At 40.9% G+C, this 22,904-nt stretch carries 24 protein-coding genes, 1 rRNA gene and 1 pseudogene; 17 read left to right on the top strand and 9 right to left on the bottom strand.

From position 1 onward, the window contains the following. Positions 1 to 198 precede the first annotated feature (198 nt). A 5S ribosomal RNA gene (rrf, locus tag A3M5_RS0104920) occupies positions 199 to 314 on the top strand. Positions 315 to 433: 119 nt separating this feature from the next. On the opposite strand, the gene A3M5_RS0104925 is transcribed toward rrf, so the two are convergent. Genes A3M5_RS0104925 through A3M5_RS0104935 form a run of 3 tightly spaced genes read right to left on the bottom strand, consistent with a single transcriptional unit; the run spans position 434 to position 2,994 of the window. Next, on the bottom strand, positions 434 to 1,621 hold the full coding sequence (locus A3M5_RS0104925) for an acetyl-CoA C-acetyltransferase (protein WP_018392650.1): 1,188 nt from the start codon (positions 1,619 to 1,621) through the stop codon (positions 434 to 436). After that, positions 1,622 to 2,275, bottom strand: a complete 654-nt coding sequence (locus A3M5_RS0104930) for a CoA transferase subunit B (RefSeq protein ID WP_018392651.1) — start codon at positions 2,273 to 2,275, stop codon at positions 1,622 to 1,624. 23 nt (positions 2,276 to 2,298) lie between these two features. Then, on the bottom strand, positions 2,299 to 2,994 hold the full coding sequence (locus A3M5_RS0104935) for a CoA transferase subunit A (RefSeq protein ID WP_018392652.1): 696 nt from the start codon (positions 2,992 to 2,994) through the stop codon (positions 2,299 to 2,301). Positions 2,995 to 3,602: 608 nt separating this feature from the next. Here A3M5_RS0104935 and A3M5_RS0104940 point away from each other — a divergent pair. From A3M5_RS0104940 to A3M5_RS26390, 9 genes are all read left to right on the top strand, one after another. After that, positions 3,603 to 4,742: an acyl-CoA dehydrogenase gene (locus tag A3M5_RS0104940; RefSeq protein WP_018392653.1), complete on the top strand. Its 1,140-nt coding sequence runs from the start codon at positions 3,603 to 3,605 to the stop codon at positions 4,740 to 4,742. A 108-nt stretch (positions 4,743 to 4,850) separates the two neighbouring features. After that, positions 4,851 to 6,185, top strand: coding sequence for an acetyl-CoA carboxylase biotin carboxylase subunit (locus tag A3M5_RS0104945; RefSeq protein ID WP_018392654.1), 1,335 nt, complete (start codon positions 4,851 to 4,853; stop codon positions 6,183 to 6,185). A 46-nt stretch (positions 6,186 to 6,231) separates the two neighbouring features. Then, positions 6,232 to 6,444 (top strand): acetyl-CoA carboxylase biotin carboxyl carrier protein subunit, encoded by a 213-nt coding sequence (locus tag A3M5_RS0104950; RefSeq protein ID WP_018392655.1) that lies wholly within the window; start codon positions 6,232 to 6,234, stop codon positions 6,442 to 6,444. Positions 6,445 to 6,484: 40 nt separating this feature from the next. Continuing rightward, entirely contained in the window at positions 6,485 to 7,387 is a 903-nt protein-coding gene (locus tag A3M5_RS0104955; RefSeq protein ID WP_018392656.1) for a hydroxymethylglutaryl-CoA lyase, read from the top strand. Positions 7,388 to 7,438: 51 nt separating this feature from the next. Then, on the top strand, positions 7,439 to 7,678 hold the full coding sequence (locus A3M5_RS23645; RefSeq protein WP_231373263.1) for an enoyl-CoA hydratase-related protein: 240 nt from the start codon (positions 7,439 to 7,441) through the stop codon (positions 7,676 to 7,678). 85 nt (positions 7,679 to 7,763) lie between these two features. Next, entirely contained in the window at positions 7,764 to 9,287 is a 1,524-nt protein-coding gene (locus tag A3M5_RS0104965; RefSeq protein ID WP_196803581.1) for an acyl-CoA carboxylase subunit beta, read from the top strand. A 32-nt stretch (positions 9,288 to 9,319) separates the two neighbouring features. Continuing rightward, positions 9,320 to 9,622 (top strand): hydroxymethylglutaryl-CoA lyase-like TIM-barrel protein, encoded by a 303-nt coding sequence (locus tag A3M5_RS0104970; RefSeq protein WP_018392659.1) that lies wholly within the window; start codon positions 9,320 to 9,322, stop codon positions 9,620 to 9,622. Continuing rightward, positions 9,619 to 10,413: an enoyl-CoA hydratase gene (locus A3M5_RS0104975; RefSeq protein WP_018392660.1), complete on the top strand. Its 795-nt coding sequence runs from the start codon at positions 9,619 to 9,621 to the stop codon at positions 10,411 to 10,413. Before A3M5_RS0104970 ends, A3M5_RS0104975 begins: the two co-directional genes overlap by 4 nt. Positions 10,414 to 10,424: 11 nt before the next feature. Then, positions 10,425 to 10,547 (top strand): hypothetical protein, encoded by a 123-nt coding sequence (locus A3M5_RS26390; RefSeq protein WP_018392661.1) that lies wholly within the window; start codon positions 10,425 to 10,427, stop codon positions 10,545 to 10,547. Between the two features lie 167 nt (positions 10,548 to 10,714). Here the strand turns inward: A3M5_RS26390 and A3M5_RS0104985 are convergent, their stop codons facing one another. Then, positions 10,715 to 11,131 carry a DUF1284 domain-containing protein gene (locus A3M5_RS0104985; RefSeq protein WP_018392662.1) on the bottom strand — a complete coding sequence of 139 codons (417 nt, stop codon included), beginning with the start codon at positions 11,129 to 11,131 and terminating at the stop codon, positions 10,715 to 10,717. 392 nt (positions 11,132 to 11,523) lie between these two features. On the opposite strand from A3M5_RS0104985, the gene A3M5_RS0104990 reads away from it, so the two are divergent. After that, positions 11,524 to 11,826, top strand: coding sequence for a hypothetical protein (locus tag A3M5_RS0104990; protein WP_152333505.1), 303 nt, complete (start codon positions 11,524 to 11,526; stop codon positions 11,824 to 11,826). Positions 11,827 to 12,123: 297 nt separating this feature from the next. Here A3M5_RS0104990 and A3M5_RS0104995 read toward each other — a convergent pair whose 3' ends face one another. After that, on the bottom strand, positions 12,124 to 12,654 hold the full coding sequence (locus A3M5_RS0104995; RefSeq protein WP_018392664.1) for an ECF transporter S component: 531 nt from the start codon (positions 12,652 to 12,654) through the stop codon (positions 12,124 to 12,126). A gap of 330 nt (positions 12,655 to 12,984) precedes the next feature. Here A3M5_RS0104995 and A3M5_RS0105000 point away from each other — a divergent pair, with 330 nt between their 5' ends. Continuing rightward, the gene (locus A3M5_RS0105000) at positions 12,985 to 13,173 is read left to right on the top strand and encodes a hypothetical protein (RefSeq protein WP_018392665.1); all 189 of its coding nucleotides are present in this window, start codon (positions 12,985 to 12,987) and stop codon (positions 13,171 to 13,173) included. Here A3M5_RS0105000 and A3M5_RS24380 read toward each other — a convergent pair. The 4 genes and pseudogenes from A3M5_RS24380 to A3M5_RS0105015 all read right to left on the bottom strand — a co-directional run. Continuing rightward, positions 13,169 to 13,360 (bottom strand): annotated as a pseudogene (locus A3M5_RS24380) (PadR family transcriptional regulator); the annotation flags it as partial. The gene A3M5_RS0105000 and the pseudogene A3M5_RS24380 sit on opposite strands and share 5 nt — an antisense overlap. Positions 13,361 to 13,430: 70 nt before the next feature. Further along, complete coding sequence (safA, locus tag A3M5_RS0105005) at positions 13,431 to 14,030, bottom strand: SafA/ExsA family spore coat assembly protein (RefSeq protein WP_018392666.1); 600 nt, start codon at positions 14,028 to 14,030, stop codon at positions 13,431 to 13,433. 393 nt (positions 14,031 to 14,423) lie between these two features. Beyond that, positions 14,424 to 15,155 carry an LbetaH domain-containing protein gene (locus A3M5_RS0105010; RefSeq protein ID WP_018392667.1) on the bottom strand — a complete coding sequence of 244 codons (732 nt, stop codon included), beginning with the start codon at positions 15,153 to 15,155 and terminating at the stop codon, positions 14,424 to 14,426. Between the two features lie 468 nt (positions 15,156 to 15,623). Beyond that, a complete protein-coding gene (locus tag A3M5_RS0105015) occupies positions 15,624 to 17,012 on the bottom strand; it encodes an aminotransferase-like domain-containing protein (protein ID WP_018392668.1) in 1,389 nt (462 codons plus the stop codon). Positions 17,013 to 17,176: 164 nt separating this feature from the next. Here A3M5_RS0105015 and azlC point away from each other — a divergent pair, with 164 nt between their 5' ends. The 5 genes from azlC to A3M5_RS0105040 all read left to right on the top strand — a co-directional run bounded on the left by azlC (position 17,177) and on the right by A3M5_RS0105040 (position 22,770). After that, positions 17,177 to 17,887, top strand: a complete 711-nt coding sequence (azlC, locus tag A3M5_RS0105020; RefSeq protein WP_018392669.1) for an azaleucine resistance protein AzlC — start codon at positions 17,177 to 17,179, stop codon at positions 17,885 to 17,887. After that, positions 17,884 to 18,216, top strand: coding sequence for a branched-chain amino acid transporter permease (locus A3M5_RS0105025; RefSeq protein ID WP_018392670.1), 333 nt, complete (start codon positions 17,884 to 17,886; stop codon positions 18,214 to 18,216). The genes azlC and A3M5_RS0105025 overlap by 4 nt, the downstream gene beginning before the upstream one ends. Positions 18,217 to 18,553: 337 nt before the next feature. Then, on the top strand, positions 18,554 to 18,793 hold the full coding sequence (locus A3M5_RS0105030; protein WP_018392671.1) for a hypothetical protein: 240 nt from the start codon (positions 18,554 to 18,556) through the stop codon (positions 18,791 to 18,793). Between the two features lie 1,136 nt (positions 18,794 to 19,929). Then, complete coding sequence (locus tag A3M5_RS0105035; protein ID WP_018392672.1) at positions 19,930 to 21,402, top strand: protein adenylyltransferase SelO; 1,473 nt, start codon at positions 19,930 to 19,932, stop codon at positions 21,400 to 21,402. A gap of 834 nt (positions 21,403 to 22,236) precedes the next feature. After that, on the top strand, positions 22,237 to 22,770 hold the full coding sequence (locus tag A3M5_RS0105040; RefSeq protein ID WP_018392673.1) for a YehS family protein: 534 nt from the start codon (positions 22,237 to 22,239) through the stop codon (positions 22,768 to 22,770). The last annotated feature ends 134 nt before the right edge of the window (positions 22,771 to 22,904 follow it).

Genomic DNA, 22,904 nt, shown 5'->3' on the forward strand with positions numbered 1-22,904 from the left:
AGATAGGTTCGGGGTGGAAGTGTGGCGACACATGGAGCTGACGAATACTAATCGATCGAGGACTTAACCAATAAAAGCGCAGGCGCTCTCGAGCGTCTGACGCTGGAAGACAAGAATCAACCGTATGGCGCGGTTTGTCGGTTACTTATACGAATAATATCTAGTTTTGAAGGAATAATTTCTTTCCATTTTATACAGTCTGGTGGCATTAGCGAAGAGGTCACACCCGTTTCCATCCCGAACACGGCAGTTAAGCTCTTCAGCGCCGATGGTAGTTGGGGGTTTCCCCCTGTGAGAGCAGGACGCCGCCAGGCAAACGGTAAGGAACAGCAAAAGCTGTTCCTTTTTTCTTTGATGCTATTTAAAATTTTCAATTTGTAATGCAGAAAGAGAATAGAATAATAATTGACAGTACTGTGGAACCATGACTAGCTTAATTCTTCTTTACTTCAATCATAATCGCATCACCTTGCCCGCTGCCAGAGCAGATCGCTGCGATACCAATGCCACCGCCGCGTCGCTTCAGCTCATACGCGAGTGTTAAAATAATACGTGTTCCGCTTGCGCCAATAGGATGACCATATGCGATGGCACCGCCATTTACATTCACTTTCTCATGATCAATGCCAGCGATTTTACTGCTGGCCAGCGAAACAGCTGCAAACGCTTCGTTTATTTCAAACAAATCAATATCCTCAATAGATTTGCCTGTTTTCTTTAAAATCTCTTTAATAACAAGGCCCGGGGTTTGTGGGAATTTTTCTGCTTCAACCGCAACTTCTGCATGACTAATCACTGTTGCAAGTATTTTTTTCCCTTCCTTTGCTGCCCGCTCATCGCTCATTAATACAAGTGCCGCTGCGCCGTCATTAACGCCGGGCGCGTTCCCGGCTGTAATCGTACCATCTTTGCCAAATGCTGGACGTAGTTTTGCGAGCACTTCTGTCGTTGTGTCTTTACGTGGCGCTTCATCTGTATCTACGATAACTGGAGCCCCTTTTCGCTGCGGCACTTCAACCGGAACAATCTCTTCTGCTATCGTGTCCTTTTCAATGGCTGCAATTGCTCGTTCATGGCTGCGTACAGCCCAATTGTCCTGTTCTTCACGAGACAACTGGAGTTCTTCAGCTGTTGTGTTTCCATATGTCCCCATGTGAACGCCGGTAAAGCTGCATGAAAGTCCATCATGAATCATTAAGTCAACCATCGGTGTATCGCCCATGCGTGCCCCCCATCTTGCTTTCAACACTGCATAAGGCACATTTGACATCGACTCCATGCCACCGGCTAAAATTACTTCTTCATCGCCGGCCCGAATGATTTGGTCTGCCATAGTGACACTTCGAAGGCCGGATGCGCAAACTTTATTGATGGTTTCTGTTTTAATATTCCATGGAATGCCCGCAGCTCGTGCAGCCTGCCGTGAAGGAATCTGTCCTTGACCGGCCTGCAGCACATTGCCAAAAATAATTTCATCGAGTTCTTCGGGCTTCAAACCGGACCGCTGTAGAGCTTCTTTCATGACAATACCGCCAAGTTCTGATGCCTGTAATGAAGAAAGAGTGCCGCCAAATTTACCAATTGGTGTACGCGCGCCGTCTAAAATCACTGTTTTGACCATTTACTCACCCTCCAACAATTCTGCAGAAACGTGAAATGCTGCTTCCGTTTTTTCTTTCACTTCCTCTATGGTCACACCATCCATTGTTTCAATCAGTACCATGCCGTCCGGTGTAAAATCAAATACAGCAAGGTCCGTAATTAACCGGTGTACAACGCTTTTACCCGTCAGAGGCAAAGTACATTCTTTTTTTATTTTCGACTCGCCCTGCTTGTTTATATGTTCCATGACGACGACGATGCGTTTAGCTCCATTGACAAGATCCATGGCGCCGCCCATGCCTTTGATCATTTTACCCGGAATCATCCAGTTGGCAAGATCACCTTTTTCGGACACTTCCATTCCGCCAAGGATGGCAAGATCAATATGACCGCCACGAATCATCGCAAATGATTCAGCGCTGTCGAAAAAAGAGGATCCAGGAACTGTTGTAATCGTTTCTTTTCCTGCATTGATCAAATCCGGATCTTCCTCACCATCTATCGGGTAAGGACCGATGCCAAGTAGTCCGTTTTCCGACTGCAATAATACCTTGATATCCTTAGGAATCTCATTTGCGACCAGTGTCGGCATTCCGATTCCGAGGTTGACATTCATCCCATCTTTAATTTCCTGCACCGCTCTTTTAACAATCGTTAAACGTGTGTCTTTCATTTTCATCCGCTCCTTTTATCGGGTTATGCTTGTCCAACAGTCCGCCGCTCAATCCGCTTTTGATAGTTAGTGCCCACCAGAATACGCTGTACGAAAATACCTGGCGTGTGGATTGCATCCGGATCTAGCTCGCCCGCCTCTACTATTTCTTCGACTTCAGCAATCGTGATTTTTCCTGCCATCGCTGCCAGTGGATTAAAATTGCGGGACGTCTTACGGTATATAAGGTTGCCAAGAGTATCTGCTTTCCAGGCTTTCACGAGCGCAAAATCCCCAACGATTCCTCGTTCAAGAAGATAGGTTTTCCCGTCAAATTCTTTAATTTCTTTTCCGTCTGCGATGGGTGTCCCAATACCAGTTGCCGTGTAAAAGCCCGGAATACCAGCTCCGCCAGCTCTCATCCGTTCCGCGAGTGTACCCTGAGGCGCCAACTCTACTTCCAGTTCACCACTTAGATACTGCTGTTCAAAAATTTTGTTTTCTCCTACATAAGAAGACACCATTTTTTTAATTTGCCGATTAGCCAAAAGAAGGCCAAGGCCCCAGTCATCTATGCCGCAGTTATTGCTTACAACGGTTAAATCTTTTGTCCCTTGTTCGCGAAGTGCCTGAATAGAGAATTCTGGAATACCGCACAAACCAAATCCACCAACAATAAGCGTCGCGCCGTCTTGAATGTCTGAAACCGCTTTTTGAAAGGATGTCATCACTTTGCCCACAAAAATCCCTCCTCAATTTTTCTCTTATGTAAGAGTTTACATTTTGATTTTCTATAAAATACATAAAAAGTATAAAATCTATCGGATAATTGACGTGTCATAAGACACGCCTTATCCAAAGCCTATTCATCTCATGATTAAAATCACGAGTGTTCTTGGCTACCTCATAAATTTCCTGCATTTTTTGATGCCACTACCGAAATAGATTTTTTTATGTACAAACTTTCAATACGTATCCTACAGGATCTAATGCATCTTTAATTGTTCAAGAACTTGGAAGAAGCGCAGATAGACAAAGATTTAAGAAAAATCAAGGTGAATAAAAGCCAGGGAAATCGGGCTTTTAAATCAGGAAGGAAACAGCATAAAAATAAATAGCATTAAATAACAAAATCAAGAATACTTTATAGATTATAAGACAAACCACAAATTGTATTATCAATCTTATTTTATATAATTAATCATTCAACAGTATTTTTGTGTAAAAACTACAAATTTTTTTGATTTTCATGGAACGGAAAATCTAAAATGGGTATTTCCATTTAACCAACTAATTAGATAGTATTAATAAAATTTATGAAAATGAAAAAAGAAAGGATCGAAGTTTAATGGATTTTGATTTAACGAAAGAACAAACCATGATACGTAAGTTGATTCGTGATTTTGCGGAAGCTGAAGTTGCTCCAGGTGCAGATCAAAGGGATCGTACAGGTGAATTTCCAAAGGAGATATTCGATCAATTAGCAGAGCTAGGGATAATGGGTCTTCCTTTTCCTGAACAATATGGTGGTAGTGATGCAGATACAATCAGCTTTGCTATTGTTGTAGAAGAGTTAAGTCGAGTATGTGGATCTACAGGTATCACCTATTCTGCACATATTTCATTAGGTGGAGCACCTATCCATTTATTTGGTACGCATGAGCAAAAGGAGAAATATTTAACGCCACTTTGTACAGGGGAGTACTTGGGTGCTTTTGGTCTGACTGAGCCAAATGCTGGTTCTGACGCAGGCGGAACACAAACAACAGCGATTCTTAAAGAGGATCACTGGGTGCTTTCTGGTTCTAAATGTTTTATTACCAATGCAAGCTATGCCAAAAATCTCGCAATCACTGCCGTAACAGATCGATCAAAAGGAATTAATGGAATTAGTGCGTTTATTGTACCTACTGATGCGCCAGGATTTACTGTGATTAGTAATTATGAAAAGATGGGACTTCATTCTTCAAATACAACGGAGCTAATTTTTGAAAATGTAAGCGTCGCCAAAGAAAATCTTCTTGGTGTAGAAGGAAATGGGTTTAAGCAGTTTTTAGCTACTCTTGATGGAGGAAGAATCGGGATCGGAGCAATGGCTGTTGGGATTGCTCAAGGAGCTTATGAGAAATCGCTTCAGTATGCAAAAGAAAGAAAACAATTCGGTAACAGCTTATCTGCGTTTCAAGCCATTCAATTTAAGCTGGCTGACATGGCTATGAATATTGAATTAGCTCGCAACATGGTTTACAAAGCGGCATGGTTGAAAGATCAAGGAAGGGTATTTAAAAAGGAAGCAGCCATGGCTAAATTATATGCTTCGGAAATGTGTATGAAAGTATGTGATCAAGCCGTACAGATCCATGGAGGGTATGGTTATATGAAGGAGTATCAAGTGGAGCGATTTTTCCGTGACGCTAAGCTTTTAGAGATCGGTGAAGGAACCTCTGAAGTACAACGAATGGTTATTGCTCGTCAAATCGGCTGTTAAGAAAAATATCATATTTAAAAGAGTATGAGATCATTCCTGAGTTAAAAACATCTACACCTGGCTGTCTTCAATCAGAGAAATTGCCTTTCTTAAAGGAGGAGGTAAAGAATGTTTACAAAGGTTCTGGTCGCTAATCGAGGAGAAATCGCAGTACGGGTTATGCGAACGTGCAAGTCTTTGGGTATTTCTACGATAGGGGTTTACTCAGAAGCCGATGCGGAGGCGCCACATGTCAAAATGGCCGATGAGGCCTATTTAATTGGAGGTCCGCGAGTAGCGGAGAGTTACGTAAACATTGATAAGATTTTAGAAGTCGCCCGATTATCCGAAGTGGAGGCAATCCACCCCGGATATGGCCTTCTTTCAGAAAATGCTGAATTTGCTCGCCGTTGTGAGCAAGAGGGGCTTATATTTATTGGTCCTTCTTCTGAAGTTATTTCCCGCATGGGCAGCAAAATTGAATCGCGGAAGGCAATGGAACAAGTTGGTATTCCAATAGTTCCGGGTATAACATATCCATTAGCTGACGCGGAGGAAGCGGTGCAAGTAGCCGATCGTATGGGTTACCCAGTTATGCTCAAAGCCTCAGCAGGTGGGGGCGGTATTGGGATGCAGATTGTTCGCAGTGCAGATGAAATTCGTAAAGCGTTTGGGGGGAACCAAAAACGAGCAACGGATTTTTTTGGTGATGGTGCTATGTACGTAGAGAAATATGTAGAAAATCCAAGGCATATTGAGATTCAAATCTTGGCTGATGGGTTTGGAAATACAGTTTACTTATGGGAACGTGAATGTTCGGTACAGCGTCGTCATCAGAAAGTAGTAGAGGAAGCTCCTTCATCGTTTCTAGATGAAGTTACTCGCAGCAAGATGGGGGAGGCGTCAGTAAAGGCGGCCAAATCAATCGGATATCGAAATGCTGGTACGATTGAGTTTTTGGTTGATGCTGATAAGAATTTCTACTTTCTTGAAATGAATACTCGCCTCCAAGTTGAACATCCGGTCACGGAAGAAATTACTGGATTGGATTTAGTTGCAGAACAACTCCGGATTGCAGCCGGTGATTCCTTAAATATTATTCAGTCTGATGTAAAACTTGATGGGCATGCAATCGAAGTACGAATCTATGCTGAAGATCCGAAGACATTCTTCCCGTCACCTGGCACGATTACGAGATTGGTGTTACCCGAAGGCCCAGGTATTCGCCATGAATTAGCAGTGAGCGATAAGTCAGTCGTTACTCCTTTTTATGATCCGATGATTGCCAAACTCGTGATAAAAGGTAAGGGGCGTAATGAGGCGATTGATCGTCTCCAATTTGCGTTAGCCCATTATCAAGTCGAGGGAATCAAAACAAATATTCCGATGTTACAAGAAGTGGCAGCACATTCCGCATTCCGTTCAGGCGATACGACAACTAACTTTGTGGAAAAGTACTTATAAGAAAAACAAGGAACCATATAAACCGCGTGAAATAGGAGGAATAAAGATGAGTCAAATATTAGCGATTATGGCGGGGAGTGTATGGAAGATTCTTGTTAAAGTTGGGGACCAGGTAGATGCAGGACAGGATGTGGTCGTTTTAGAATCGATGAAAATGGAGATTCCAATTGCAGTGGACTTCGGTGGGACTGTCAAAGAAGTAAAGGTGAGTGAAGGCGATTTTGTTAATGAAGGAGATGTAATGGTAGAGTTTGAGTAATCCCCTAAAGATATTAAATGGGATGAAGGGAGACGTGGCGATGAACTGGCCGACCAGCGTAATGATAAAAGAAGTAGGACCAAGGGATGGATTGCAAAATGAGAAGGTGTTCATTTCTACGGAGGATAAAATCGCTTGGATCAATCAATTGTCTGAGAGCGGATTGAAAAATATCGAGATTACTTCCTTTGTCAATCCGAAATGGATTCCTGCCCTTTCAGATGCTGTTGCGGTAGCAGCAGGCATTACGCGTGTGCCGGGTGTAACCTATACGGCTCTTGTTCCGAATCATCAAGGTCTGGAGCGGGCGCTGGAAGCCAACATTGATACAGTGGCTGTGTTTATGTCAGCCAGTGAAACACATAATCGGAAAAATATTAACAAATCGATAGAGGATACATTTCCTATTTTAAGAAAAGTGGTGGAAGAGTCCCAATCAGCAGGAAAGTCTAGCCGAGGATATGTTTCAACCGTATTTGGATGTCCTTATGAAGGTATCGTTGATATAGAAAAGGTTATTAGGGTATCGGAAACTTTGTTTGAGATGGGAATTGGAGAGCTGTCTCTTGGTGATACCATCGGTGTGGCTAATCCGAAGCAAGTACAAGAGGTGTTAGAGGTCTTATTAAAACGTTTTCCTGCAAATAAATTTGCTTTACACTTTCATGATACCTATGGGATAGCATTAGCCAACATTTTAGTATCGTTAGACATGGGGATTACCATATTTGATGCCTCCCTTGGCGGTTTAGGAGGATGCCCATATGCACCCGGTGCATCTGGCAATGTGGCTACAGAAGATTTTCTTTACATGCTGAACAGTATGGGGATTAACACAGGGGTGAATCAGGAAAAGCTGCTTAGCGCATCCCGTTTTATTCAGGATAAGGTAGGAAGGCCTTTACCAAGCCGTAGTCTTCAAGTCTGCGGCTTGACTGGATAGGCTAGGGAAGGGAAGAGAAGAGCTAAAGAGCTGATTTTCACTGTCAGACGGATTGATGTTGGGGAAGCAGGGGAGATTGGGTTAGTTGAGTATGTAATGACGGCTCAATCCTTGCTTAAAAAAGCATCAGATATAGCTAATCAGATCGTTCAGAATGGTTCCATTACAGTTACTCAGGTTAAATTCTCTATTGATAAGAGGGTCGACGTAGATTTAAGCAACCAACTTGCTATTGAGCAAAATGTTTATGAATTAATCATTCCGACGAAGGAGCGATTAGAAGGGCTATAAGCTTTCAAGGAAAAAGATCTCCCGTCTTTGTTGGAGAATATTAGGGAATAAGGGAGGAAAGACAATGTCATTTGATGCGAACTTCATGCAGCAAACGCTACAAGATAGAATGGAACGGATTCAAAAAGGAGGAGCCCTTAAATATCATCAGAAAAATAAAGGGCAGGGTAAACTGTTTGTTCGTGACCGTTTAAAGTTATTGTTTGATCCGGGTTTTGAGCTAGAGGACGCACTCTTCGCAAACTGCTTAGCCGAGGACCTTCCGGCGGATGGAGTAGTGACTACGATGGGGAAGATCAACGGCCAGGTTGTTTGTATTATGGCTAATGATTCAACAATAAAAGCGGGTTCTTGGGGATCTAGGACCGTAGAGAAAATTATTCGGATTCAAGAAACAGCTGAAAAAATGAGAGTGCCACTCATCTACCTTGTAGATTCTGCGGGGGCACGTATTACAGATCAAGTAGAAATGTTTCCTGGGCGTCGTGGGGCTGGCCGAATTTTTTATAACCAGGTCAAACTTTCAGGTAAAATCCCTCAGATTTGTATTTTGTTTGGTCCATCTGCGGCAGGGGGAGCTTACATCCCTGCGTTTTGTGACATTGTAATAATGGTAGATAAAAATGCATCGATGTACCTTGGGTCCCCAAGGATGGCAGAAATGGTTATTGGGGAAAAAGTAACATTGGAAGAGATGGGTGGTGCACGTATGCATTGTTCTCTTTCAGGATGCGGGGATGTACTGGCTAAAAATGAAGAAGAGGCCATTGCGATAGCCCGAAATTATCTCTCTTATTTTCCTGCTAATTTTTCTGAAAAACCGCCGGTCCAGGAAGCATTCGCACCTAAACGCTTCGAGAAAATGTTGGAAGAACTCATCCCTTCCAATCAGAATACTTCGTTTAATATGTATGATCTGATCGATGGGATTATAGATGAAGGGTCATTCTTTGAGATTAAGAAGCTATTTGCGAGCGAACTCATCACGGGGTTGGCCCGAATGAATGGAAATCCGATCGGTATCATTGCTAATCAGCCGCGTGTCAAGGGAGGCGTGTTGTTCCACGATACGGCGGATAAGGCAGCTAAATTTATTACCCTTTGTGACGCGTTTCATATTCCGCTTCTGTTTCTTGTTGATGTCCCTGGTTTTATGATTGGGACCAAGGTGGAACGGGCAGGAATCATTCGCCATGGTGCGAAAATGATTTTCGCTATGTCTGAAGCGAGTGTACCTAAAATTTCGGTTATCGTCCGTAAAGCATACGGAGCAGGTCTCTATGCCATGGCCGGCCCTGCGTTTGAACCAGATTGTTGTCTCGCCTTACCTACGGCTCAAATTGCGGTCATGGGACCGGAGGCCGCGGTGAATGCCGTGTACGCCAAAAGAATTGCTCAATTACCTGAAAATGAAAGGGCCTCTTTTATTGAACAAAAGCGGGAAGAATATAAGCAGGATATTGATATCTACCGCCTAGCCTCCGAAATGATTATCGATGGGGTTATTCCAACCAATTCGTTACGTGATGAGTTAGTGAATCGATTTGAGGCGTATTCATCAAAGTATGTTGTCTGCTCTGAGCGAAAGCACCCAGTATATCCAGTCTAAGCTACTATCATTTTGAAGCAAGCCCGCTTTCCATGCATTTCTATGCCAAAAGAGAAACAGCACTAGCAAATATAGTGAAATCACTTGAAATGGGAATCACAACTTTTGACAGTGCACTTGGAGGATTAGGTGGATGCCTGCATACAAAAGGATCCTCAGGAAACGTCGCCACTGAGGACTTGCTGTGTATGCTCCATGAAATGGGTATAGAAACAGAGATTGACTTCAACGCAGTGGTGAAATCAGCTCAGCTTATTGAAAAAGTACTGGGTAAAAAGCTGAATAGTCACCAAATGGATATTTTGCATAAAGGAAGAAAGGGGTGTTTGTCATGAATGAGGTCGTAAAAAAGACAGTAAGAGTTGAAAAGCGGAGTGACGGAATTGCTATCGTCATACTAAGTCGTCCAAATGCCGCCAACGCCTTATCAAGGCAGATGCTCTATGATCTGAATGATATTGTATATGATTTGAAAAATGATCTGGACGTTCGAGTGGTCATCCTGACGGGTGCCGGAGAAAAAGCCTTTTGTGCAGGAGCGGATTTAAAAGAACGTAAAGGAATGACGGACAATGAGGTCAAGCAAGCCGTCCGATTGGTTGGTGCGACAGTGAATGAAGTGGAATCATTGCCACAGCCGGTCATTGCTGCTTTGAATGGGGTGGCATTCGGAGGTGGACTCGAATTGGCGTTGGCATGTGATCTTCGCGTCGGTGCGCTAGAAGCAAAAGTTGGATTAACCGAGACATCCCTTGCCATCATACCAGGGGCTGGTGGAACGCAGCGGCTGCCACGCTTAATCGGTCTTGGAAAAGCAAAGGAACTAATCTTCAGTGCTAAGCGGCTAACAGCAGAGGAAGCCGAAGCCATTGGCATCCTTGAATATGCGGTCCCACGCGAAAAACTGCTGGAGAAGGCGCTGAAGATTGCTGAATCTATGGTGAAAAATGCCCCGCTTGCACTTATCCAGGCAAAGGCTGCGATCAATAATGGGGTAGAAGTGGATCTTTCTACCGGACTGAAAATAGAAGAACTGGCATACAACACATTAATACCCACTGAGGACAGGCTGGAAGGCTTAAGGGCTTTTGCAGAAAAACGCTCTCCTCAATATAAAGGAAAATAGGAGGTAACAAGATGAACGTGACACAACGAAAAACAGACTGCCAAATCAAAAAAGATTCAGCCTTGCAGGGCGGCCAAGAGAAGTATCATCAAAAAATTAGGAACAAGGGAAAATGTTCGTACGCGACCGGTTGAATTTAATCTTTGGTTTCCCTGAGTCTCCGAAGCTTTGGGAAAATGTATTTATAATGGTTGAAGTTTGGCAAGATACACAAGCGGTTGCAAGTCATAATTTGCACCAGAACCCTTTAGTTTAAACATTTCACCTCAAAACGGAACTATTTAATAAAAGGGGGGAAGGCTTATTTAACTTCCCTTAAGCCCTTTCCTTCAAGAATCTCTTGAATACCTTCTTCACAAACTCCATATGACCGCCAGGAACAAGATTCACACACAATTTGAATGTCGGAGGGGACGATATATTTTCGGATGAGCGACTCAATGCCCTCCCAATTCAGAATTTGTCCGATTTTAAGCCCTAATTTCTCTAAAATAGCGGCATCTCTATCATAAATATGGTCGTCTTGGCAGTGGTATTCACCTGAGTTTGGGTACTTTTCACACAACTGATCGGGACCCTTTACAAGTTGAATCTTCATCTTGGGGTTGTCTCTCAAGGTTTGGTGCAGACGTGTCATATTTTCCACGTATTCTTGGGAATAGCCCATTCCCCTATAGCCCAAAAGGCAAAAAAGATGATGACCTCGCAGCTTATACATAATTTTCCCCCAATTCGACAGGTTCGATTAAATAAAATGTTAACCAAAATAATTAATCAGTTAACGAATCTTAATTATCATAACATATCACACCCAATCAATTGGGAACTTTCTATTTACTAACGGGTGCATTACTTAAAAATCCAGCATTTAAACCTGAAGAGCCCTGAAGTAAAATGCAATGTGGGATAGTATATTGAAACAGTTTAATAAATAGCCTAACGGAAAAACCGAGGGCACTGAATGAACGCACTAAGCTGCGTTTGTTTGGTGCTCTTTTTTGTTGGTATTTAGTCATTGCAACGAAATTACCCGAAATCAAACGTTTTGGCAACGGACTCTATCGTTGCAACCAATCTACAATTTAATCTCTATTTTCGGCAGAACCATTTGTGGGATCGATATTTGTTCAATACCACCCCATTTATATTTATGTACCCAAAGGGGATGTACAGGATTTGATGATGTATTTGAAATGGAGAGACTTTGGCGGCAGAATGATCATCATCACTGAATCTTTGAATCATCTTAGCACCTTGGAATTATCGGAAGGACTAAAAGTAAGAGCAGCTTTAGAAGAGGAACTGCGTAACTCTTGTAGGGGAGAGCTGTTTTACAGCAGGATATCAGAGGGGAACTGGGTCAAGGAAGCGGAAAATAGTATTCTCAACGTAAATGAGAAATTATATAGCTAGGTAGATGCAAGACACTGTATAACACTAACTAATTGAGCGTAGAAAATTAATGTGCATTTTTATATGTAGTTGGATCTTTTGTTGAAAAATGGTAAAAAAGAGCCTGAATATGATTAGACTGAACAGGTATTTACTCTGTTGAAACAAAATAACCAATAAAAAAGGATAGTCAGCTCTTATATTGAACTAACTATCCTATGATTTAATATCTAAATTTAAGTTATATCGTCCTTTTTCACCCACGGGATTATTTTAGTACAATTTTTGATGCCGATGGCTTACGCATTGTTAAATCTTTTATAGCTGTCTAGCTCTTTTATTTAAGCGTCCTACGAGTGGTACTACAATTATACCGGCTATTACGACTTGCAGAACGTTTCCGGGGATAGAGCCGATTGGCTGTATCCAGTTACCGTAAAGGATAGCTTCGGCAAAATAGTAGCCTACGATTTTTATAATCAGTGCAACGGCCACTGCCAGTGTGTTTACAAATATTCTTTTGCCGGGTACCTTTTCGGATATGAGGCCGGCTAAAAAGCCCATGGTACCTACAATGATGAATGTAAACGGTGCCCATATTGCCCAACCAGAGATAAGATCGAACAAGCCCATCCCGAAGGCGCCTGCTATGGCTCCTGTTTTTTTACCGTAAATTAAGGCTGCTATAAAAAGAGGCACGTTACCTAGATGGATTAGGCCTCCGTTACCCATTATTGGGAGTTTTATGTTGATGAACATTGTGGCTACAACGGTTAACGCAATGAAAAGTGCATTGATGACTAAAGCTTTTGTTTTAGTTGTTTCTGTCGGTAATAATGTTGAATGCATATGATAACCTCTTTCTTTTTTTAGAATATTATCTTACTACTAATTAGATAAATAATAAATACGTAATACTGTTAATTTGCTCAGGTACCGAATTTTGGTTCTGGTGCAAAAAAATTTAAAACAATTGCGGGTAATCTCTAACTCATGAACATACTGATACTCCAATTATTCTTTTTTAAATACAAAACATATTGCTGCTGTCTACAGGGGGAGTTTGTCTTTACGATTGTACAAGGCATTATATAAAATTCAACTTTACTGGAATAACGGAGTATGACTTTCCAATATTATGGGGAAAATAAAAATAAGTTAGGGAAGGGGGGTAAGTAAATGGAAGTGAGTATGAGCATTGAAGAAGTTATGAATCAAATTTCTGAACTAAAGCAAAGAGACGGAGAGCAACTTCGAAAGAAACAAATAAAAAAGTCATATCCAGAGCTAATGAAAAATGCATTGTATCATTTTCCGAATTGGGAAGCTGCGATAGAAACTACAGGAGAGCATAGCAGTGGTTCTTAATTATTAAACCTACATCTGACTCCATAGAATGTAGGATAGGATAGAGGGTACCCGGGCTGATATTATAACCATGTTTCTTAAGTTCATCGAGCATCCATACACCATAAATCGGATATTCCTTGGCATGGTGTAAAATGTGTATCTGAATAAATCCAAGGAAAAGTTTCCGTAAAACCTTATCTTCCAATTTTTCACTAAAAGGGTTTTTAACGCAAAGATGAAAAAGGGCAAGCTAATTAGCCTGTCCTTTTTCATCTTTATTTCTGGATAAATTGTTGTGTCCAGTAATTGCCGTTTGGCTCATAGCCTACGCCAATTTGAGTGAAGTTCTTGCTTAAGATGTTTGCTTTATGGCCAGACGAATTCATCCAAGCTTTCATGACTGCTGCAGGTGTCGTTTGACCCTTGGCGATATTTTCTCCGGCTGATTTATATGTAATGCCGAAGTTTTTCATCATATTAAATGGAGTACCATATGTAGGTGAATTATGACCAAAATACTTATTTTTCATCATGTCTTGAGATTTAATTTGAGCGACACGAGAAAGCTCCCAGTTTTGTGTCAATGGCTTAAGTCCTGCCTTTTGACGTTCTACATTAACCAAACGGATGACTTCTGCTTCAGCATTTGTTACACTTGTGTCAACCGTTGGAATATTTAGCTTCTGACCCGGATAGATCATGCTGGGGTTCTTTACTGATGGGTTTGCCGTGATAATCTCTGAGGTTCCCACCTTATATTTGCTGGCAATCTTCCACATTGTATCTCCAGATTGAACGGTATATGTGGTGGCTGCCGAAGCGATAGATGGTATTAGGGTGACGGTAAGCAGTGTTGCAGCGATAATCTTCTTCATGTATCCTCCAATAGTTTTTATTTGTCTAGCTAGGACTCTTTTCTATTTAAACACAATTCTGGAAACCAACCAATAATCAATTTTTTCCACTATAAGAGGAATAAGACAATATAGTAAAAAATGCGGTGATCCAGACAAGTACTTGCACTAAAGATCTCTCCTCAATCTATATATTCGTAAAGATGAGATTTTACGCAAAATTAAATAGTCTCCTTGAATGTTGATTTGGTGGAAGATAATGCGCTTAATGGCGGAGTGGCTTCGGCTGCTCCGCGTTTTTTTATATTCAAAACAACTTGCGATGAAAAAGCCTTGGATTCTATTAAATCCAAGACTTTTTTGGTCGCGTATAAGAATAGTTATGTTAACTAAAGATGAACAGGTGGTACATAACTACTTTTTGTTTTTATTTTTGATATTGTCGCAAGCGAGTCCACATGAACATCGGACATCGCCAAATTCTAAAGAATAGGCTGCAGGAAATTCCCTGTTGACTTCCTGCACTTCCCTTGCAAATTCTTCTCGATCTGCAGGAACTGGTCTAAGTGCATCTGCTTTTTTCTGAGTATCAATAGTAGCTCCCGGCGGCACGAATCGGTTCGGTGCAATACGAACACCATTTGTAACAACCGCATCTGATGATATAAACGAACCTTTCCCGACAATGGCATTAAAAACAATGGATTTAAATCCAATAAATACATCATCCTTAATCACAACTGGCCCGTGTACAATTGCACCGTGGGCAACCGTTACCCCTTCACCGATAAAAATGGAAAACTTTTTACCGTTTACCTTAAATCGCTGGTCCCGTAATCCATGTAAAATGACACCGTCTTGGATATTGGTGTTGCGACCAATGAAAAAAGGGAATCCTTCATCGGCACGAAGAGTAGCCATAGGGGCCACAAACACATTGTCTTCTATGGTTACATCTCCAATTACACTGACGAAAGGGCTTATAAATGCCGTATTATTGATCTTCGGCTGCCGGCTGACAGGATTAAATGAGGTGACCGGATTTGGTGCCAGAAATCTCACGAATGCATTAAATGGACCTATTGGATCAAAATTTGAAACAAACTGAGGTTTTTTTAGAGATTCTTTCTTTTTCTTTTTAGCCATTAATTTCCTCCTTCAAGAATGAATAATGAGTGGTACAATCTTATTTTATTCACCATTAATAACAATGCTTGTTCAATTGTCTATTAGTTAATGCGGATTTTATAGAATATTACTAAAATCAGGAAGTGTTAATTAAATCTACTATATTAACGAGTTTTGTATAGGATACACATAAAGGTATGCTCCTTGTTAATTAGCAATACGTCATGGTTGGCTAATGGGGGCTTAAGTTCAACAAAGGAAGGCTTCTTCTTCAAAATTAACAAACGGGGGCTTTAGTCGAATAAAGATTTTTAAAGTTGATTCCCTAATTAGGGAATCAACTTTTTTAATTTTGTCGAATGAATAGTGTCGAAACTTAAGAGTTTTGGAACTAATACAATAAAAAAGGAGCAGGCATATCACCTACTCCTTTGAATTAATTTTGTGAAGATTAAAAGTTACAAAAATCACGGTGTGCATCGAGTATCAGCCAAGATACTGTTTTAATATTTTCAGTCCCATTTTTAACTCATTTAATGAATTTGTAGAAGAAAGCGCAATACGTAGATACTTATCAGGTGTAGTCTGTCCACTGAGAAAACGATCAGAATGAAAAACTCGAATACCATGCCTCTTCAAATCTGTTTCCAACTGTATTGCATCATGGTGTCCCTGAATAGACAGCCAGCGATAAAAACTAAGAGGATGTCCAATAGGATTCCTGAGTGGAAAATACTCCGAATAAATATCATTTGCAGACTGTGCAAGCTGTTTCTTTTGGGAGACAATTTCATGAGCCCTGCCTGATAGAATAAGCTCCGTAATCACCTCTGCATCTAAAGAAGATGTTTTTACATTGACGTTAAAAATGGCCTGCATTATTCTCTTGCGCAAGACTTCACTATAAACCATATAAGCGACTCTTAATCCAGAGCACATACTTTTAGAGGTCCCGCAAATATAAACACTCTGTTCTGGAAGTAAATTGAACATGGGCTGCTGATAGTCAGAGATTATTCCTGCCGTCATAAATGCATGAATATCGTCTTCAATCAAAATTAACTGATGCCTACGGATAACGTCTGCTAACTCGTGCTTTCGAAAGTCTGAAATCATCACCGTAGTCGGATTGCCGCAAGAAGGCATTAGAAAAATACCGTGAATATCTACTTGGCAGCACTGTTTTTCTAGTTCATTTGGCCGCATTCCAAACTGATCTCCGGGAATAGGGATTAACTGAATATGAAACATTTTTGCCAACTCGATAAAGTTTGAATACGTGTATAAGTCGGTTGCAATACGATTACCTGGCTCAAATAAGGCAGTTAATGTGATTGCCAGTGCATTCTGTGCGCCTGAAACAATCGATATATGCTCTTGGTCTGTACGGATACCGAAAGATTCTATCCAGTTTAGCCCGGCCGTTTTTTGATGTGGAATACCAGTCGGATCATTATAATTCAGTAGCTGCTTCAAATACCTTTTATCCGCAACCTTTTGAATGACCTCTGCTACAATATCATTGGATTGCTCAAAAGAGGCGCCAAAACCAAGGTCTATCCAGTTTGTGGTTTCATTTGCTGACATGGCAATAGATCGGGTAGCATTGGGTGAGACAAAGGTCCCGCTTCCGGTGACTGCATAAATTAATCCCTTTCGCTCACATAATTTGTAAGCACGGGTAATAGTAGTAAAGTTTAAATCCAGAAAATCTGCTAATTCTCGTTGTGGAGGGAGCTTGGTTCCCGGTGCTAAAAAGCCGTTTACAATATGTTGTTCAAGCAGTGACGCAATAGAATGATAAAAAGGACGCTTTAATGCCTTTTTATCCGGTTTCCAGGACATCGGATAATTATCAAATGAGTTTACTGGCATACTACACCTCTTATATCTTCATTCATTTCTTAAAACCCTTATTTCACCAAAATGAGAGTTTTTATTTATTTAAAGAGAATTGTAATCCATACAATTATCTTGTACTTTGTATGGATTTATTATGTTAAATTAAAATAAATTTAGCAAGTTAGGAAGTGAACTGTATGAAAAAAAGAAATCAAGTATGGAATGCATTTCTTGCGGCTTTTCCCTATACAGCCCCCATATTTGCAGGCTTTTTATTTTTAGGAATTGCTTATGGAATTTATATGAATTCATTAGGTTTCAGCGCCGTTTACCCGATCTTGATGAGTCTCTTCATATTTGCCGGGTCAATGGAGTTTATTGCAGCCAATTTATTACTTGTCGCGTTTAACCCAGTTAACGCGCTATTTCTGACTTTGATGGTAAATGCACGGCATTTGTTTTATGGTCTTTCCATGTTGGATCGGTATAAGGGAACGGGGAAGAAAAAGTTCTATCTGATTTATGGGTTGTGTGATGAATCCTTTTCGATCAATTACACAGTGGATGCCCCAAAGGGGATAGATAAGGGCTGGTTTATGTTCTTTGTCACAATACTTAATCACTTGTATTGGGTCATAGGAGCAGCGATTGGTGGTATTTTTGGATCTCTTGTGCAGTTCAATACCGAAGGGCTTGAATTTGTTATGACGGCTCTCTTTGTTGTCATCTTTATTGAACAGTGGATGAAAGAGAAAAAGCATCATAGTGCTCTTGTAGGACTTGGGCTATCAGCTGTCAGTCTAATGATTTTTGGCGGAAGCCATTTTATTATCCCTGCTATGATTGCGATCTTGAGTATGCTTACTGTTTTTAGAAAACCTTTAGAGAAAGTTGAGGTCGCGGCATGACGATGAGTTTAGCACAGCAGATAATTACGATCGCTATGGTTGTTTTAGGAACAATGCTTACAAGGTTTTTACCGTTCATTCTTTTCCCAGCGGGTAAACCTACACCGGAGTATATTAAATATCTTGGCAAAGTACTGCCCTCAGCAGTTTTAGGGCTTTTGGTTATTTATTGTTTTAAGGATGTGAGCTTTCTATCTGGCAGTCATGGCATCCCTGAATTTATAGCAGTAGCGGTGGTTGCATTGCTTCACTTTTGGAGAAGACAGATGCTCTTATCCATGGCAGGAGGGACAATTGTCTATATGTTTTTGGTGCAATTGGTTTTTTAATTGAGAGAAAGAGGCGATTTTACATAATTTTTTTTATTTCTTGTGTTCAGAGAATCCCAACTTTCATCCCTAAAGAGCGAAGAGAATCCCCCCGGCTTTTTCTCAAAGTTTGTATTTTATCTCTGTATCCCATTATTATCCCTCTGCATCTTATATATATATAGTGATTTTTCAGGTAGCAATACCCAATAATTTTTAATATGTGCGGCAATTTAAGGGGGAAATAACGATAATATTATATAGTGTGTGTTGTGGCAAGTGTAGACGGTGTTCGCTAGTCAGTCCAGCTGATTCAAATCATATCTGCGACAAGTGTAATCGAAAGTTAACAGGCACAATGGAAGCATTTGAGATTGATTGCCCAATGGGCACAAAAGAGGCTTCAAAACAGATATTGGCACACTTTGCAAAGCGAGTGGAGTCAGAACTCCCCTTTTACCGCATGATGTGCGACGAATGCTATCAAATAACGTACATGTTTTGGGAAGATAATATCCAGTTTTGTGCCGGTTGCGGTAAAGAACTGGTGGGGGAAGCAGAGTGTATCGATATGGGAAAACCACGCCCATTCGGATGATTTTTTATTAATTATATCAACCTTCATTTGTTTACAAATTAATAAAATTAAATAAATACTACATTAAAAGCAACAAGGTATTACTTCATCAGGGGTAATACCTACTTTTATATTAAAGAGCTTAATTAGTTTTGATTTTGTGAGGTAATGTACTTAAACTAATGGATGCTTTAGTTTAATAAAATTATTTAAAGTCGATTCCCTAACTTGGAAATCGACTTTTTTGATTTTATTAAGGGTATACGTAAATTTCTGTTTTAGTCGTTTTAGCTTGTTAACAGTAGTATTCAAATTGTGAATGAACGTTATTTTCAAAAACGAATTCATTCACAACGGAGCGGACATGGATCCGGATTGGAAGCTAGTTGGACAATACCCTTACCTCTCACATCTGGGACAAACCTTTGTCTTGTTTTTATCCATTTCTCTTTTTAGGGATGGGGAAACGATGGGATTGAGGGGGTTCTTTGTGTCCCATGATTTGAGTGGATTTTTTCTGTTAGGGGTATTTTGGGGAATGGGGGATGGGACACTTTCCAGCAACACATATTTCTATGGGTTTTGTCATGATTGACTCTGTATTGATTGCCTATTGATTCGAAAACTTTCTCTTTTTTTATATTGGGCAAATGGGGAAACACCGATGACCGCTTTGCAGACCCTTGAGCCGATTGGGTTTGTGAGTTTGGAAATAGAGGAAAAAGCCAGGTTGCTTTTTACCTATTACCTGAACAGATGTTGAAGGTTGAACCGGCAACATAGGATCAAGTTCGAAAGACAGCATAATCCTCACTTTTTTGTGCCCAACTTATTGAATCAAATCCAACCATTCCACATTATATGGAGTGTTGAAGCGCACAGTTAAGAATATAACGAGTAAGGGCGGTGGAGATTCGCTTTCATATTTTTAAGCCATAACGTCTCTGATTTCAGTACGTAACTAAAAAATATTTAAAGGGCATCATCATTGTGTGGAAAGGGTATAATAAATTGGCAGAAGTAGACATTAAAAAGGGGCTGCCTTGTGTTGATATAGAAAGTAAATAACTAAAAATAACATAGAATGCCTAATGATTTTGTTTTATGTAAAAGAAAAAACTAGGATACAAAAAGACAAAAGAAAAAAAGGAGATACCATGACAAAGAGAAAAGAAATAATAGAAACAGGATGGAACTTAGACAACAGTTATGCCCGTCTGCCGAAATCATTTTTTACCAGCCTCAACCCAATCCCTGTACGCTCACCGGAGCTGATCATTATCAATTATCCGTTGGCAACATCCCTGGGGTTGAACGTCCAGGCGTTGCAAAGCGAAGATGGCGTAGCGGTGCTTGCTGGCAACCGGATTCCTGAAGACGCTACGCCGCTTGCTCAAGCTTATGCTGGGCATCAATTCGGGCATTTTAACATGTTAGGGGACGGCCGGGCTGTGCTGCTTAGCGAGCAGATCAATCCCCTAGGTGAGCGGGTCGATATTCAGCTTAAGGGTTCAGGTAGAACGCCATACTCCCGCGGGGGTGATGGTCGAGCTGCGCTTGGACCGATGCTGCGCGAATACATCATCAGTGAAGCCATGCATGCGCTTGGTATTCCGACCACCCGCAGCCTAGCGGTGGTGACAACCGGTGAGTCAGTAATCCGTGAAACCGACCAGCCTGGTGCCATTCTGACCCGCGTGGCTGCCAGTCATCTGCGCGTCGGCACCTTTCAATATGCTGCAAAATGGGGCACAGTTGAGGAACTTCGGGTCCTGGCGGACTATACACTACAGCGCCATTACCCAGACGTTGAAGCGGATGAGGACCGATATCTTTCGCTGCTTCAGGAAGTGATCAAGCGTCAGGCCGCGCTGGTTGCCAAATGGCAGCTGGTTGGCTTTATCCACGGGGTGATGAACACTGACAACATGACCATTAGCGGAGAAACTATTGATTATGGTCCTTGCGCCTTCATGGATACGTATGATCCGGCAACGGTATTCAGTTCCATTGACGTTCAAGGTCGCTATGCCTATGGCAATCAGCCGATGATTGCCGGATGGAACCTCGCGCGATTTGCTGAAACCCTATTGCCGCTGCTGCATGTCAATCAGGAGCAGGCTGTCAAACTGGCCCAAGATGCGATTTCAGATTTTACTGAGTTGTATCAATCTAATTGGCTCGCGGGAATGAGAGCAAAACTGGGGATATTTAACGAAGAGATACAAGATAAATCCCTTATTGAAGACCTCCTCAGCATGATGCAGAAGTATCGTGCGGACTATACCAATACCTTCCGCGCATTAACTTTTGATACGCCGGAGGATACGGTCCTGTTTGGGACCCCAGAATTTGCTCAGTGGCATGAGCTCTGGCAGGCGAGACTAGGCAGGCAGCAGGAATCGAAATTCTCCCCGAATCAGTTGATGCGGAACAGCAATCCTGCGGTAATCCCTCGGAACCACCGGGTAGAAGCCGCACTAGAAGCCGCAGTGGAAGGAGACTATAGCGTGATGGAGCGCCTTCTTGATATTCTTTCAAGCCCCTACGCGCACTCTCCCGAACAGGCTGATTACTGCACACTGCCTGCGCCATCAACCCATCCTTACCGAACCTTTTGCGGTACCTGATATAGAAGCATTAGGGGGATGGTTCTCTCTGCTTTTCTCAATCTACGGTTTACTAATAGTACAAGGGAACGAAAGCAAAATCCCAAAGGAGTTTGTTGGGAAGCAATCCGTATTGATTTCGCAACTATGCGGAAACTCTCCCGTTATTTTGTATGTAGCAACTCAAGAAACAAATTAGTCTGTGTGGCGAGTTTTTGAGCCACATGGGCTTTTATTATGGAGAAAACTTGGATTTTTCAGGTTGCTTTTTACCTATTACCTGTGGAGGTTGAATGTGGGAAAGCTTTTTTTCGTGAAATAAGTTTGGGGCAGAAAATGGGCAGTGTATTTGAGAAATCAAAGCACTGCTTTTTCTCTTAGTTAACGCTGCAGGCTATTTTTATGGCAAGCATGATTCGTGGAGATGTACTTAAATTCATGGTACCGTGGCAATGTCTTGGTTTGTTATTTTCCATTTCTATACAAAGAGGGGGAGTCTTGTAAGTGTACTTCCGGGTTTAACAAATATGGACCAGATCCATAGGCACAATGAAAGAGACAAGAATGAATCAAAAAATGATTTCAATGTTCCCTCAGACTAAAGGTTTTTTGGGATAAGTTCCATAAATATTAATTCAAGTAAAACTATAAAATATATCTTTAAAGTGTTAAAGTATTAATTTAATGGGCATTACTTAAAAGCGGCAGGTTTTTGTATTGTTGGAGATACGATCTTAAGGACCATTCTTCGTGATACTATTATATTTTTACCATGATAAGGATTGAAATTAGGAGTGTTTTAGAGAATACGCTTTGACTGTTGTGCAAATAGTCAATATTTTAGGAGGTTTAACGATGAGTATGAATAATGATGATATATTAATTAGATTAAGATATGCTCTGGATATAAAAAATACGGATATGGTAGAGATATTTAAACTTGGTGGCATTGAAGTAACAAAAGAAGAAGTGCTAGAGATGCTCACAAAATCAAAAAACAGTTACCCTAATGAAGCTGACAGTGATGGTGATCTAGCTGAAAATGACGAAGTAATAAAATGCAATAATAATATGTTAGAGTCGTTTTTAAATGGCTTTATTATTTTTAAAAGAGGAAAACAAGATCCAAAACCAGGGCAGCCTGATAGACAAGCAATGTCTGTAAAGAATAATGAAAGTGTTAATAATCTCATTCTAAAGAAATTGAAAATAGCACTAGCATTAACAAGTGAGGATATGCTTGAGATATTAGAAGAAGTAGGAGTCATTATAACAAAAGGAGAATTAAGTGCTTTATTAAGAAAAAAAGGCCATAAGAATTATAAAGAGTGCGGCGATAGATACGCAAGGAATTTCTTAAAAGGATTAGCTGTGAAATATAGGGAATAAGAGAGCATCAACTAACTTTTTAATAGAAATTATAATTAGGAAACATCTTCTACACATAAATTTGCATGAGAAACTATCCCAAAGCAACTTTATCATTTTTAGCTTTGAAACAAAGCATTTTTTCTCAACCAAAC

It is taken from the genome of Bacillus sp. 37MA, from assembly GCF_000372765.1.
GTDB lineage: Bacteria > Bacillota > Bacilli > Bacillales > Domibacillaceae > Domibacillus > Domibacillus aminovorans.